Raw genomic sequence first — 13,475 nt, 5'->3', positions numbered from 1 at the left:
GAGAAAAATGGACACCCTTAGAGCCATCGCCGAACGCCACAGCACCCGCCTCTACCTGCCCAAGCCGGTGCCGCGGGCGACGCTCTCGAAGATCGTCGACGCCGGACGCCGGGCCGCCACGGCGCGCAACATCCAGCCCTGGGAGTTCGTCGTCGTGACCGGGGCCGGCCTGCGCGCGCGCATCGCGGACGTCACCGAGTACGGGAAGTTCATCCGCCGGGCGCCCGCCTGCGTCGCCGTGCTCACGGCGGCCGACGCGAAGTACTTCCTCGAGGACGGCAGCGCCGCGACCGAGAACATCCTCGTCGCCGCGGCCTCTCTCAAGGTCCAGTCCTGCTGGGTGGCCGGCGACAAGAAGCCCTATGCGCCCGAGATCGTCCGCCTCCTCGGCGCGGACCCGGCCCGCTACCGGCTGCTCTCGCTGATCGCGCTCGGCTACGCGGGAAAGGAAGGCCGGCGCGTGCCCAAGCGTCCTCTGGCGTCCGTCCTGCACTGGGAGAGGTTCGGGGGGAAGTAAGGACCCGACGTCAGCGGCCGGCGATGTCGAAGGAGCGGCCGTCGGCGCAGTAGACGGTCTCCCGCGCGCCCGCGGGACCGATCTCGACGCTGAGGTAGTGGTAGAACTGCCCCTGCAGACCCAGAGGGTAGAGCGGCGAGCCGCCGCCGCCGCTGAGGACGTAGCGGACCCCGTCGAGCTCCTGCACGCCGAAGGCATGGATGTGTCCGAAGTAGACGCGGTCCACGCGCCGGCGCGACATCATCTTCACGAACTCCACCGCCCCGTCCTTGAAGCCCCCGAGCGCGCGGCGTCGGCCGGCGAAGTCCGTCCAGGAGCCCAGCGCGGCGGGGGGCACGTGCGTGAAAACGACCTTGCGCCGCTCGGTGTCCAGCGCGCGGTCGAGCCAGAGGAGCTGCCCTTCGCTGAGCCGCCGAGCGCTCGTGTCGAGCACCACGAAGCGGACGGGGCCGCGGTCGAAGAACCAGTCGGTGGGGCCGAAGAGGGCCCCGTAGAGCGCGGTGTCCGAGCGCCCGTGCGGGAAGCGGCGGTCGTGGTTGCCGACGACGCTCAGGTAGGGCGTCGTCCCGCCGCAGGCCTCGAGCTCGCGGAAGAAGCGCAGGTAGTTGGGCACGCTGCCGCGACTGACCATGTCGCCGAGCTGCATGACGAAGTCCACCCCGCGCGTGTGGATGTCCTTGAGCTGGGAAGGGAACATCCCCTCGACCCCGAAGAGGGCCCGAGTGAACCAGAAGCGGCCGGGCTCCGCATCGCCGAGCACGGCGAAGCGGAAGCTCTCGTTCTCCCGGCGGGGCGAGGCGTCGAGGCGGTCGAGCTGGACGCGGGTGCGCCAGGGGGAGGCGCGGCGCATGAGCTCGGCCCAGTCCTCGCCGCGGCGCACGAAGCCGCGCAGGTCCTCGTAGGCCCAGCGCTCCAGCAGGGGTTGAGGCCGTTGTGCATGCAGCGCCTCACGGATCGCCCGGCCGCCCATCTCCCAACCGTCTGGATAGTTCAAGACGATAAAGTGTAAGCCCACGGCCGCCCCCTGTCAATGGGACCTGGAAGCGACTTCAGTCCTTATGGAAGCGGCGGTACTTGCGGGGAAGGAGGTCGGAGACGGGCAGGAGGTCGAGCGTCCCGTTCCCGGGGACGACCACCCGGGCGTCGGGGGCGAAGTCGGTGAGCATCTCGCGGCAGAGTCCGCAGGGAGAGACGACCGTGCCGTTGCGGTCCACGGTGACGATGACGTCCACGTCGGTGTCGCCCGCCGCGCTGGCCGCGACGCCGAGCGCGACCGCCTCGGCGCAGACGGCCACGCGCCCGACGTAGGCCTCGAGGTGTACCCCTGAGAAGACCCGCCCGGCGCGCGTGCGCAGCGCGCAGGCGAGATGGTGGTAGTTCTGGCGGAAGCGCGCGCGCACGAGGCGCCGAGCCTCGGCGACGAGCTCGCGGTCGCGCGCGGCGAGGCCGTCTTCGCGCTGCCGGGGCTTGCGGCGGGGAGGCATCCCTACCGGGAACCTTCGCGGCCGGCGATGAGGCCGGCCTTGATGGCCTTCACGACCGCTTCGGTGCGGTTCTTGACGTCGAACTTCTGGAAGAGGACGTTGAGGTGGTTCTTGACCGTCTTGACGTTGCAGCCCAGCTCCTCGGCGATCTCCTTGTTGCTCTTGCCCATCCCGAGCAGGGCGAGCACGCGCATCTGGGTGGGCGTCGCCGAGCCGAGCGGGGTCATCACCGACTGCATCCGCTGGAGCCGGGCGACCGCCTTCTCCATGACGGGCGGCGGCAGCATCGTACCGGCGTCGGCGAAGGCCTTGAGCGCCTTGACGAGCTCGGCGGGGGGGAGCTTCTTCGAAAGATAGCCGAAGGCTCCGGCCTGGACCGACTCCATGACGTGGAGGTCGTCGTTGTAGGCCGAGAGCATGAGCACGCGGATGCCGGGGAGCTTCTGGGTGATGGCGGCCGTCGCCTGGATGCCGCTCATCCCTCCTCCCATGCCGATGTCCATGAGGATGACGTCGGGCTTGAGCTCGGTGGCGACCTTGACCGCCTCGGCGCCGTCGCTCGCTTCGCCCACGACGAAGAAGCCCTTCTCCTGGGAGAGCATGTCCTTGATCACGTCGCGGAAGAGCGTCTCGTCGTCCGCGAGCATGACGCGCAGCCCCTTGGGACCCTTCTTCGATTTTGTGACTTTGGGCATGGCCCGCATTATAGCTCTCCGGAGCGGGAGTTGCTACACTCCCGGGACCCCCGTGCGCCCCCTCATCCTCGTCGTCGACGACAACACGCAGCTCCTCGAGGCCCTGGTCGACCGCCTCGAGGCGCAGGGCTGGCGCGTGAGCTCCTGCGCCGACGCCCGCCAGGCCGTGCTGCAGGCCGAAGCGCTGCGGCCGGCCCTCATCGTGACCGACATCATGATGCCCGGCTACGGGACCGGCCTCGATGCCTACCGCGCGCTGCGCGGGAGCGCCGAGCTGCCCAAGGACCTGCCCGTGATCTTCCTGACGGGCCTGCGCGCCGAAGAGATCCGCGCGGCCGTCCCGCTCGAGGACCCGCGCGTCCGCCTGCTTCACAAACCGGCCGCTTTCTCCGCCCTCCTCGCCGCGGTGCGCGAGCTCATCGGCGACCCGCCGAAGACGCCCTAGTCCTCCGACGGGAAATCCGCTATAATCCCCTTTCAGACGCATATCACGGAGGAGGAAATGAGCACCGCTACCATGGATTACAAGGTCAAGGACATCTCGCTCGCCGAGTTCGGAGAGAAGGAGATCGAGATCGCCCGCCACGAGATGCCGGGCCTGATGGCCCTGCGCGAGGAGTTCAAGGGCAAGAAGCCCCTCGCCGGCGCGCGCATCGGCGGCTCCCTCCACATGACCATCGAGACGGCCGTGCTCATGGAGACGCTGACCGAGCTCGGCGGCTCCGTCCGCTGGTCCTCCTGCAACATCTTCTCGACCCAGGACCACGCGGCGGCCGCCATGGCGAAGCGCGGCATCCCCGTCTTCGCCTGGAAAGGGGAGACCAACGAGGAGTACGACTGGTGCCTCGAGCAGACCCTGCGCTGGCCCGACGGCTCCTACCTCAACATGATCCTCGACGACGGCGGGGACCTCACGAACCTCGTGCACGACAAGCGCCCCGAACTGCTCAAGGACATCCACGGGATCACCGAGGAGACCACGACCGGCGTGCACCGCCTCTACCAGCGCGCCGCCAAGGGCAACCTGAAGTGCCCGGCCATCAACGTCAACGACTCCTGCACGAAGTCGAAGTTCGACAACCTCTACGGCTGCCGCGAGTCGCTCATCGACGGCATCAAGCGCGCCACCGACGTCATGATCGCGGGCAAGACCTGCGTGGTCGCCGGCTACGGCGACGTGGGCAAGGGCTGCTGCCAGGCCCTGCGCGGCATGGGCGCGCGCGTGCTCGTCACCGAGATCGACCCCATCAACGCTCTGCAGGCCTGCATGGAAGGCTACCAGGTCGTCACGATGGACGAGGCGGCCCCGACGGCCGACATCTTCGTCACGACGACCGGCTGCTGCGACATCATCACCCGCAAGCACCTCGACGCGATGAAGCACCAGGCCATCGTCTGCAACATCGGCCACTTCGACATCGAGATCGACGTCGCGGGTCTCGAGAACGACAAGAAGCTCAAGAAGCTCACCGTGAAGCCGCAGGTGGACCAGTACGAGTGGCCCGGCGGCAAGCGCGTCACCCTGCTCGCCGAGGGCCGGCTCGTGAACCTCGGCTGCGCCTCGGGCCACCCGAGCTTCGTGATGAGCAACTCCTTCACGAACCAGGTGCTCGCGCAGATCGAGCTCTGGGGGACCCGCGGCAAGGGCAAGTACCAGAACCAGGTCTACGTGCTGCCCAAGCTGCTCGACGAGAAGGTCGCCCGCCTCCACCTCGGCAAGCTCGGAGCGAAGCTCACGAAGCTCACCGAGAAGCAGGCCTCCTACCTCGGCATCCCGGTCGAAGGGCCTTTCAAGGCCGACAACTACCGGTATTGAGCCCGGGAGAGAAGACCCCCGCCCGCGGTCCGGGCGGGGGTTTTTCTTTCTACAATGCCGTCATGAACAAGCCCCTCCGCTTCCTCCTCGCCGCGGCGGTCCTCGCGCTCGCCGATCCCGCCGCCGCCGCTCCCCGGAGCTTCGAGGGCGAGTGGAGCACGAGCTACGGCGACATGACCCTGCACGAGTCCAGCGCGAGCGTGCGCGGGAGCTACACGATGGGAGGAGCCGCCTGCGCCATCGAAGGCCGCCGCGCCGCCGACGAGCTCATCTTCGCCTATCAGGAGCCCGACGCCTCCGGCCAGGGCCGCTTCCGGCTCTCCGCCGACGGGGAGTCCTTCGAGGGGGAACGGCTCCCCCGCGGCGGTTCCGCGTGGAACCCCTGGAAGGGCCGGCGCCGCGTCCGAGCCGGCGACGCCGTGGGATTCGAAGGCCTCTGGCAGACCGACTTCGGGCGCCTGCGCCTGAGCCGCTCGGGCGAGCGCGTCCTGGGCTACTACTCTTTCTCCGGAGGGTCGCTGGAAGGACGCGTGCGGGACGGGGCCCTGCGCTTCCGCTACAGCGACCAGAAGAAGGGAGAGGGGGAGTTCCGCCTCTCCGAGGACGGGAGCGCCCTTCGCGGACGCTGGCGCGCGGACGGCGCCGCGAAGTGGTCGGACTGGAACGGCACGCGCGTCGAACCGGCGGCCGGCCGCCGCTGGCTGGTGGTGCTCGAGTCCCGCTGGGAGTCGGACCTCTCCGAACGGGAGTACTCCTACGGCGACATGCTCAAGGTCTTCTTCACGCGCACGCCCGCCGTCCAGGTCCGCCATCGCTTCTACACCGACAAAGCCAGCCTGGCGAAGTGGGTGCGCGAGGCCTCCCTGCTGGCCGAGCCCGTCGTGCTCTACTTCTCAGCCCACGGCAGCGAAGAAGGCCTCCACACGGACTCCGGTCCCGCCGACGCCGACGCGCTGACCGAGCCGCTGCGCGTCGGGACGAACATCGAGCTCGTCCACTTCGGCGCCTGCGAGGTGATGAAGGGGAAGGTCCCCGCCGAGCTCCAGCGGAGACTCGCCTCCGGCCCACGCTTCCCGATCTCGGGCTTCGCGCAGACCGTCGACTGGGCGGCGAGCGCCGTCGCCGACTTCATGTACCTCGACCTCATCCTCTCGCGCGGGCTCCCGCCCGCGAAGGCCGCGGCCGAACTCGAGCGTCTCATGCCCTTCACGACGCGCACGAGCGCCGGCTCGTCCTACGACGGAGTCAGCTTCCGGCTCCTGGGACCTTAAAGCCCGAGGTCGCCGCGCAGGCGCAGGATCGCGAGTTCCTTGGCCTTCGCTTCGACGTCCACCGTGACGCGTCCGCGCAGCCAGCACTTCGGAAAGTCGCGCGGATCGATGTAGTCGGCGTGCGGCCGGGGGTCGCCCCCGCGCCAGCCCGCGCGCGGCGAGGAGATGTGGAAGTAGGGCTCGCGCCCTCCGGGGACCCGGTCGCCACCCCGGAGGACGGCGCGAGAGGAGCACGAACCGCGCGCGCGGCCGAGCCGCTTCCAGGTCGCCGCCGCGGCCCGGGTCGCCGCCGACACGCTCAGGCCGTCGGGCAGGCAGCGGTGATGATGAGCGTCGTAGACGAGCGGGACCCCGAGCTCACGGCAGAGGGGCAGCAGGTCTCTCGGTGTGTAGACGCGGTCATCGTTCTCGAGACTCAGCCGCCTCCGAACGCGAAGCGAAAGCCGACGGAACGAAGTCTTGAAGCGCGCGAGCGCGGCGGCCTTGCCGCCCTCGGCCCCGCCCCCATGGATGTTGATGACCTCCGCCCCGAAGAGCTCCGCCTGCAGACCCTGGAACTCGAGCTCCCGCAAAGAGGAGTCCACGACCTCCGGGCGCGCGGAGGAAAGGACCACGAACTGGTCGGGATGGAAGCTCAGGCGGATCCCCTGAGCCTTCGCGAGCGCGCGGACCTCCGCGGCCAGCGCGAGGATGCGCCGGCGGTCGGGGAGTTCCTCCAGCCGATAGCCGACCTCGGGGTGAGTGGCCCGCGGGAAGAGTCCGCTCTGGATGCGAAAGGCCCCGATCCCCAGACGGGTGACCGCCTCCACCGACGCCTTGAGACTTGCGACGTTGTTCAGGCAGAGCGCCGAAACGCGCGCGAGCCGCTCCTTACGGCGCAGCGGGCGCAGGGCCTTGGCCGTCGTCGTGCGGCAGCGGATGGGCTCCCTGAGGAAGAGGCAGCAGAGCCCGAGGCGAAGCACGCTCAGCGCCGGCGGCGGTCGCGCAGGAACTGCAGCATGCTCGCGTACGCCTTGCGCAGGGTCTCCTCGGGGGGGAGGTAGACGACGCGCAGGTGCCGCGTGCCGGGCTTCTCGCCGAAGCCGCTGCCGTGCACCGTGACGACGCCCGTGGCCTTCACGAGGTCCTTCACGAACTCCTCGTCGGGCCCGGCGATGTCGATCTTCGGGAAGGCGTAGAAGGCCGCCTCGGGCCGCACGCAGGAGATCCCCTCGGCGTTGAGCATCTGGCAGGTGAGGTCGCGGCGGCGGCGGAGCTTCTCGAGGGCCGGGCGCAGGTGCTCCTGGCGGCCCTTGAGGGCGGGGGCGATCGCGTGCTGCATGGGGTGGTTCGCGCACAGGCGCGCGCGCAGGAGCTTGTTGACCGCGGCGACGTAGTCCTTCAGGCGCGCGGCCTCGCCGCTGATGACGCCCCAGCCGATGCGCCAGCCCGGGGCGAGGTAGCCCTTCGAGAGCCCGTTGAAGGTGACGACCGGGGCCTCGGAGTCGAGCGAGGCGATGGAGATGTGCTTCTTGTCGTCGAGGATGAGCTTGTCGTAGATCTCGTCGGCGAAGACGAGCAGGTCCTTCTCGCGCGCGAGCGCGAGGATCCCGCGCAGGGTCTTCTCGGTGTAGACGGCGCCGGTCGGGTTGTTGGGGTTGATGAGCACGATGGCGCGGGTCTTCGCGTCGATGCGCCGGCGCATGTCCTCAAGGTCGGGCTGCCAGCCGTTCGCCTCGTCGAGCAGATAGGGGACGGCCTTCGCCTCGAGCTTCGCGAGCACGGCCTCGTAGAGCGGGTAGCCGGGGTAGGGGATGAGCACGTTCTCGCCGCGGTCGACGAGCGCGGTGAGGCAGACCTCGATGGCCTCGCTGCCGCCGCTCGTGATGAAGACGTCGAGGATGTTCTTGATGCCGTTGCGGCCCGCTTCCTCCCGGACGGCCTCGACCGCGGAGGGGATGCCCGAGGAGGGGGAGTAGCTGCACTTGTTCTCGAGCATCGCCTTGTGCACGGCCTCGATGAGGGGCGCCGGGGTCTCGAAATCGAACTGGTTGGGGTCGCCGATGTTGAGGTAGAGCATCTCCTTGCCGGTCTTCGCGACCTCGTGGGCGAGGGCGACGATGTCGCGGACGGCGTAGGTGATGCCTTCGGTGCGCCGGGCGGGACGGACGTGGTTCGAAAGCGTGGCGGGCATGCGGTCTCCTGCGGACCTGGGGGTTTCTTCTCGTCGGTGCTTCATGGGCGGACCAATAAGGGTAGAATACCATTCCCGGGACGCGTAATCGACCCCGGACGACCTCATGCGCATCGGCATCGGACTCGGCCTCGGCAAGGACCCCGCCCGCGCGGCGAAGGACGCCGTGCGCCAGGCGCGCCGGACCGTGCCGCGCCCGGACCTCGCGCTGGCCTTCGGCTCCACCCATCTCGACCAGGTCCAGCTCCACCGCGCCCTCTGCCGCGAGCTCGACCCCTCCATCCTCGCCGGAGGCTCCAGCTACGCGGAGATCACCAACGCGGGCGTCAGCACGGGCTCGCTCGCCGTCCTCCTCCTCTCGACGGAGGGAGCGAACACGACGCTCTCCAGCGTCGACGCCGGAGCGGACCTGCGCGCGACCGGCCTCGCCCTCGCCGTAGGAGCGGGTGGACCCGCGGGGAAGGGGCGGCTCCCGCTCGGGCTGGTCTTCTCGGGGATCACCAGCGGCTGGGAGCACGACATGCTCTCCGGCATCGTCGACGGGCTCGGTCCGCTCCCGCTCTTCGGCGGCCTCTCCTGCGGGAACTACGACCTCGGGATGAGCCACCCCGACTTCTGGACGAACTACCAGTACTCCGGCGCGCGCCTGACGACCCGGACCGCGCGCCTGGCCCTGCTCGACCTCCCGAAGAAGGACTTCGGGGTCTCCTTCGGCTACGCCCACGGCTGGCAGCCCGTCGGGCCCGTCGTGACGCTCACCCGCTGCGACGGGGCGGCCGTCTACGAGGTGGACGGCCTGCCCGTCTTCGACTACTACCGCCAGTTCCTCGGCCGCGGGCACTCCGACGCCTTCTTCGAGCTGCTCGTGCAGCGCTACGGCTTCTCGCTGCTGACCGGCGCCGACGGCCGCTCGCGCATCAAGCTTCCGGTCGCCTGCGACTTCAAGAAGGGCTGCATCTCCTACTTCCCCGCCGAGAACCTCGAAGGACGCACGGCCCGGCTCATCCTGGCCAGCCGCGGCGGGCTGCTCGAAGGCGCCCGCTCGGCCGCGCAGTCGTGCCTGGACGGCCTGGGCGGCGAAACGCCGGACCTCGTCTTCGTCGTGAGCTGCTGCTCGCGCAGCGCGATCCTCAACAGCCGCGTGGACAACGAGCTCGAGGCCGTGCGCGAGGTCTTCGGCCGCGACGTCCCCGTCTTCGGCTTCTACTCGGGAGGGGAGTTCTGCCCCTGCCTCAGCCGCTACGCGGACGTCGTCGACCCCGCCGCCCCGCTGGGGGGCTCGCAGTACCACACCACCACCGTCTGCCTCATGGCCCTCAAGGACCGGCGCGGAAGCCGGGCGTGCACGCCGTCTCCGCGGCCGCTCTCCGAGCGCACGCGCGAGCGCGTCGAGCTCGCGCGGCTCAAAGGCCTGCTGTCCAAGAGCGAGGGGACTCTCGACGACACCGAGCGCTTCCTCGCCAACCTCAGCCGGAAGTCCTATCTGGACGGGGAGCGCCTGCGCCGCCAGAACGAGGTCATCCACCGCTACACGCCGCACGAGGTGTTCCGGGGAGTGGGCGACCAGGCCGCGCAGGGGAGCTACGAGCTCCCCGACTCCGAGTTCGTCGGCTGCTTCCTCTTCATGGACGTGAAGGGGTTCACCTCCTACAGCGAGGAGCACACGCCCAAGGAGGTCGTCGCCGCGCTCAACGCCATCTTCAAGCCCGCCACGGAGGCCATCTACCGGCGGGGCGGCGACGTGGACAAGTACATCGGCGACTGCATCTTCGCGGCCTTCCGCGACCCCGCGCAGGCGCTCGAGACGGGGCGCGAGCTGCTGGAGCTCACGCGAGACCTGCAGGAGAAGGGGAGCCCCTTCGGCGTGCGCATCGGGATCAACGCCGGGCGCGCCGTCCGCGCGAACGTCGGCTCGGAGCTGCGCCGCGAGTACACCTTCATCGGGGACGCGGTGAACCTCGCGCAGCGCCTGGAGTCCAACTGCACGCCGGGCCGCCTTCTCGTCTGCTCGGAGCTCCACGAGCGCGGGAAGGCCCTCTTCCCGAACTGCGAGCGGCGACAGCTCGCCGTGAAGGGCAAGCGCGCGAGCGTCGTCGCCTTCGAATTCTCCCTCTAATCTGAAATCCCGACGTCTGCGCATCCATGCGCAGACATCGGGATTTCAGCAGATGCTTCGGCTACGGCCTTTTTCCTGAAGGAGCTTCCGCTCTTCCCCGATCCCCCGTGAATCCCGCGTCCCGGGGTTCACGCCCCCGCAGGCCGGCGGCGGCCGAGGCGATGCGCGCGCGGCGCGCGGGATCCGTCTCGGTGCGCGCCGCGCTCTCGAGCGCCGCGGCGGCCTCCGGGCCGCGCCCGAGCTCATGGAGCAGAAGCCCGAGGTTCAGCCACGAAGAAGAGAAGCCCGGGTCGGCCGCGAGCGAGGCGCGGTACTCCTCGACGGCCTTCTCCTTCCAGCCCTGGTTCGCGTAGATGACGCCCATGCTGTAGTGGGCGGAGGCGGCGTCCTCCTCGCCGATGAGCGGCAGGCGCGAGAGCAGCACGCAGGGGACCAGGAGCAGCGTCATGCCGAAGGCGCGCGCGAGCCGCCGCTGGACGCACAGGTCGCGCAGGCGCACGAGGCCGAAGGCCGCCAGCGGGATGAGGGCCGCGGCGGCGGGGAAGCGGTAGCGCGAGAGCACGTAGAAGCCGGTGACGAGCCCGAAGTAGGCGAGCGCGTAGCCGTGCAGGAGCCAGCGGCCGGAGAGCCAGCCGACCGAGGCCAGCAGGCCCCAGAGGCCGAGCGGCGCGACGAGGCCCCAGCCGACGAGGGGGACCGGCCCCAGCTTCGTGAAGCGCTCGAAGAGCGAGGGGAAGAAGTTGTCGGGCGGCTCGCGGTGGTTCCAGAAGAGCTCCGCCTTGCGCAGGACGAGTCCCCAGGCCAGGTCGGGACGGACCCGGAACCACTCGCGCACGCGCCCCGTCCAGAACGCGGAGACTTCGCGCGCGGAGAGCGTCCGGCCCGCCCGTCGCTCGGCCTCCTCCTTGAAGTCCTGGTACTGCTGCCCCGGCCCGTAGCGCACGAAGGAGGGAGCCTTGTTCAGGCCGTCGGCCTCGGGGTTGTTTCCGAGGAAGAGGTTGACGCCGCCGCTCGCGGTCGTGAGCCCCCAGCCGGAGGCCGGGTCCACCGCGCGGTTGCGCAGCTGCACGGGGAGCATCGGCAGCCAGACGCCGAGGGCGAAGAGGGCGACGCAGAGCCAGGACCGCGCGCTCCCGCGTACGCGGGTCGTCGAAAGGATCCAGAGCGCGGCGAGGGGGGCGAGCGCGAGGGCGGTCGGCCGGAAGACCGCCGAAAGCCCGAGGAGGATCCCCGCGAGGGTGGAGCGGAACTCGGGGGCCTCGGCCGCGCCGCGGCAGAGGAGGAAGAGGAATCCGGCGTTGAGGAGATAGATGAAGCTCTCGCCGAGCAGGCGCGACTCGTAGAAGACCGCGGGACCGTAGAGAGCCGCGAGGAGGCCGGCGACGAGGCCGACGCGCTCGTCGAAGAGTTCGCGGCCCACCCGGTAGAGGAGCGGGGGGACGAGGGCTCCGAGGAGATGCTGGAGCAGGACCGGGGCGAGCAGGCCGTGCCCGAAGAGGCGGCCCAGGGCGGCGAGGAAGTAGGGATAGCCGGGATTGAGGTTGAAGACGCCGAGCGAGCGCGCGAGGAAGCCCTCGCGGGCGATGAGGTCGCGCCAGGAGACGAAGATGTTGTCGTCGAGCAGCGGCGTCCACGCCCAGAAGTCCCCGCGGTAGAGCCACAGGTGGAGGAGGCGCAGGGCGAGCGCGAGGAGGAAGAGCCCGAGCTCCGGACGCTTGAGCCACGCCGGCAGCTCCGCCGCCGGGGACGGCTCCTGGGACTGCTCGCGCCTCTTCTTGCGGCTCATTCTGCGGCTATATTATCGATTTAGTACACTGAGCGCGATGCTCAAGGACATCCGCACGCTCGGGCGCGAGACCCTCGTCTACGGACTCTCCACGGTCGTCGCGCGCCTGCTCAACTTCCTGCTGACGCCCTTCTACACCTACACCCTGACGAAGGAAGACCTCGGCACGGCGTCCGCCGCCTTCGCCTACATCGCCTTCTTCAACATCGTCTACCAGTACGGCATGGACCAGGCCTACATGCGCCACGCCGTCGACGAGGACGGCCGCTCACCCGAGGAGAAGTTCTCGACCGCTTTCTGGTCGGTGCTCGCCAGCTCGCTCGCCCTCTCGGCCGCGGTCTTCGCCTTCGCGGCCCCGCTGGCCGAGTGGGGCCGCATCGGCGACCATCCGGAACTCGTGCGCTTCGGCGCCGGCATCCTCGCGCTCGACGCGCTCTCGACCTTGCCCTTCGCGGAGCTGCGCCTGCGCCACAAGGCCTGGGTCTTCGCGGGCGTGCGCTCCTTCAACATCGTGCTCACCCTCGTCCTCAACGTGTTCTTCCTGCGCCGGCTCCACCTCGGGGTCGACGGGGTGTTCCTCGCGAACCTCATCGCCTCGGGCGCCACGCTCGTCCTGCTCGGCCCGCTGCTCGCCGAGCTCGTCCGTCCCGTCTTCGCCCTGCCTCTCTGGAAGGACCTCGTGCGCTTCGGCCTGCCGCTCGTCGCCTCGGGCCTGCCGGCCGTGGCCGTGCAGGTCATCGACCGCCCCATCATGCTGCGCCTGACCGACAAGGCCACCGTCGGCCTCTATCAGGCCAACTTCCGGCTCGGGGTGTTCATGGCGCTCGTCGTCACCATGTTCGACCAGGCCTGGCGCCCGTTCTTCCTGCAGAAGGCGAAGGAGCCCGGCTCCGGCGCCCTCTTCGGGCGCATCCTGACCTACTACCTCGCCGGCGGCTTCTGGCTCGTGCTGGCGATGTCCTTCTTCATCCCGGACCTCGTGCGCTTCCAGATCCACGGAAAAGCCCTCTTCCATCCGTCCTACTGGAGCGGGCTCGTCGTCGTGCCGCTCGTGCTCAGCGCCTACTTCGTCTACGGGATCTACATCAACTTCATGGTGGCGGTCACGCTGAGCAAGCGCACCGGCCTTCTGCCCTGGGTCACCCTGCTGGGAGCGACCGTGAACGTGCTCGCCAACTTCGCCCTCATCCCTTACTGGAAGCTCATGGGCGCCGCGTGGTCGGCCTTGCTCGCGCAGAGCGTGATGGCCGCCGCACTCTACCTCGTCGGCCGCTCCATCTACCCCGTCCCCTACGAGGGCGGACGCGCCCTCCACCTCGCGGGAGCCGCGGCGGCGACGCTCTCCTGCGTCTACGCCGGAGCGGTCCTGCTCACAGGCCCCGCATGGCTCGCCGCGCGCGTCGCGGTGCTGGCCCTCTTCCCGCTGCTGCTGTGGTGGACCCACTTCCCGACACTGGATGAACGGGAAGCCCTCGCGCGCATCCTCGCGCGCCTGCGCCGGGGGCCGCCGAACCCGGCTCCCTCCGTTTAAATAGCCCTCGCACGTCCCCATCAGGTCCCCTCTCTCCCGAACGGATTCCCGCGACCGCCCGCCAATAAGTCGCATAAGTTCAGGAA

General features: G+C 69.8%; 12 protein-coding genes. 6 read left to right on the top strand and 6 right to left on the bottom strand.

The window, feature by feature from the left end; all coding sequences use genetic code 11:
• Nucleotides 1-7: 7 nt before the first annotated feature.
• A complete protein-coding gene (locus WC969_05950; GenBank protein ID MFA6029374.1) occupies nt 8-517 on the top strand; it encodes a nitroreductase family protein in 510 nt (169 codons plus the stop codon).
• A 10-nt stretch (nt 518-527) separates the two neighbouring features.
• Here the strand turns inward: WC969_05950 and WC969_05945 are convergent, their stop codons facing one another.
• The 3 genes from WC969_05945 to WC969_05935 are packed head-to-tail and all read right to left on the bottom strand — an operon-like array spanning nt 528 to nt 2,696.
• Nucleotides 528-1,511 (bottom strand): metallophosphoesterase, encoded by a 984-nt coding sequence (locus WC969_05945; GenBank protein MFA6029373.1) that lies wholly within the window; start codon nt 1,509-1,511, stop codon nt 528-530.
• A 55-nt stretch (nt 1,512-1,566) separates the two neighbouring features.
• The gene (locus WC969_05940) at nt 1,567-2,001 is read right to left on the bottom strand and encodes a cytidine deaminase (protein ID MFA6029372.1); all 435 of its coding nucleotides are present in this window, start codon (nt 1,999-2,001) and stop codon (nt 1,567-1,569) included.
• Between the two features lie 2 nt (nt 2,002-2,003).
• A complete protein-coding gene (locus WC969_05935; GenBank protein ID MFA6029371.1) occupies nt 2,004-2,696 on the bottom strand; it encodes a response regulator transcription factor in 693 nt (230 codons plus the stop codon).
• A 52-nt stretch (nt 2,697-2,748) separates the two neighbouring features.
• Between WC969_05935 and WC969_05930 the strand changes: the two genes are divergently transcribed.
• From WC969_05930 to WC969_05920, 3 genes are all read left to right on the top strand, one after another.
• Nucleotides 2,749-3,141, top strand: a complete 393-nt coding sequence (locus WC969_05930; GenBank protein ID MFA6029370.1) for a response regulator — start codon at nt 2,749-2,751, stop codon at nt 3,139-3,141.
• A gap of 57 nt (nt 3,142-3,198) precedes the next feature.
• Nucleotides 3,199-4,512 carry an adenosylhomocysteinase gene (ahcY, locus tag WC969_05925; GenBank protein ID MFA6029369.1) on the top strand — a complete coding sequence of 438 codons (1,314 nt, stop codon included), beginning with the start codon at nt 3,199-3,201 and terminating at the stop codon, nt 4,510-4,512.
• 62 nt (nt 4,513-4,574) lie between these two features.
• Entirely contained in the window at nt 4,575-5,783 is a 1,209-nt protein-coding gene (locus WC969_05920) for a hypothetical protein (protein MFA6029368.1), read from the top strand.
• On the opposite strand, the gene uvsE is transcribed toward WC969_05920, so the two are convergent.
• Both uvsE and WC969_05910 read right to left on the bottom strand, forming a co-directional pair.
• On the bottom strand, nt 5,780-6,745 hold the full coding sequence (uvsE, locus tag WC969_05915; GenBank protein MFA6029367.1) for a UV DNA damage repair endonuclease UvsE: 966 nt from the start codon (nt 6,743-6,745) through the stop codon (nt 5,780-5,782). The two genes, WC969_05920 and uvsE, sit on opposite strands and share 4 nt — an antisense overlap.
• 2 nt (nt 6,746-6,747) lie before the next feature.
• Nucleotides 6,748-7,956 carry an aminotransferase class I/II-fold pyridoxal phosphate-dependent enzyme gene (locus WC969_05910; protein MFA6029366.1) on the bottom strand — a complete coding sequence of 403 codons (1,209 nt, stop codon included), beginning with the start codon at nt 7,954-7,956 and terminating at the stop codon, nt 6,748-6,750.
• Between the two features lie 106 nt (nt 7,957-8,062).
• Between WC969_05910 and WC969_05905 the strand changes: the two genes are divergently transcribed.
• Nucleotides 8,063-10,072 (top strand): FIST N-terminal domain-containing protein, encoded by a 2,010-nt coding sequence (locus WC969_05905; GenBank protein ID MFA6029365.1) that lies wholly within the window; start codon nt 8,063-8,065, stop codon nt 10,070-10,072.
• Between the two features lie 61 nt (nt 10,073-10,133).
• On the opposite strand, the gene WC969_05900 is transcribed toward WC969_05905, so the two are convergent.
• The gene (locus WC969_05900) at nt 10,134-11,858 is read right to left on the bottom strand and encodes a glycosyltransferase family 39 protein (GenBank protein MFA6029364.1); all 1,725 of its coding nucleotides are present in this window, start codon (nt 11,856-11,858) and stop codon (nt 10,134-10,136) included.
• A 37-nt stretch (nt 11,859-11,895) separates the two neighbouring features.
• Between WC969_05900 and WC969_05895 the strand changes: the two genes are divergently transcribed.
• Entirely contained in the window at nt 11,896-13,389 is a 1,494-nt protein-coding gene (locus WC969_05895) for an oligosaccharide flippase family protein (protein MFA6029363.1), read from the top strand.
• Nucleotides 13,390-13,475 lie beyond the last annotated feature (86 nt).

It is taken from the genome of Elusimicrobiota bacterium (genome assembly GCA_041660925.1).
Classification (GTDB): domain Bacteria; phylum Elusimicrobiota; class Elusimicrobia; order UBA1565; family UBA1565; genus JBAZUV01.
The sequence above is the reverse complement of the archived record's forward strand: the minus strand, read 5'-3'. Positions and strand labels throughout refer to the sequence as shown.

Excerpts from the sequence above, each read along its gene's own strand:
- WC969_05950 (MFA6029374.1), top strand. The coding sequence starts at position 8 with ATGGACACCCTTAGAGCCATCGCCGAACGCCACAGCACCCGCCTCTAC.
- WC969_05940 (MFA6029372.1), bottom strand. The coding sequence starts at position 2,001 with ATGCCTCCCCGCCGCAAGCCCCGGCAGCGCGAAGACGGCCTCGCCGCG.
- WC969_05935 (MFA6029371.1), bottom strand. The coding sequence starts at position 2,696 with ATGCCCAAAGTCACAAAATCGAAGAAGGGTCCCAAGGGGCTGCGCGTC.
- ahcY (MFA6029369.1), top strand. The coding sequence starts at position 3,199 with ATGAGCACCGCTACCATGGATTACAAGGTCAAGGACATCTCGCTCGCC.
- WC969_05920 (MFA6029368.1), top strand. The coding sequence starts at position 4,575 with ATGAACAAGCCCCTCCGCTTCCTCCTCGCCGCGGCGGTCCTCGCGCTC.
- WC969_05910 (MFA6029366.1), bottom strand. The coding sequence starts at position 7,956 with ATGCCCGCCACGCTTTCGAACCACGTCCGTCCCGCCCGGCGCACCGAA.
- WC969_05905 (MFA6029365.1), top strand. The coding sequence starts at position 8,063 with ATGCGCATCGGCATCGGACTCGGCCTCGGCAAGGACCCCGCCCGCGCG.
- WC969_05900 (MFA6029364.1), bottom strand. The coding sequence starts at position 11,858 with ATGAGCCGCAAGAAGAGGCGCGAGCAGTCCCAGGAGCCGTCCCCGGCG.
- WC969_05895 (MFA6029363.1), top strand. The coding sequence starts at position 11,896 with ATGCTCAAGGACATCCGCACGCTCGGGCGCGAGACCCTCGTCTACGGA.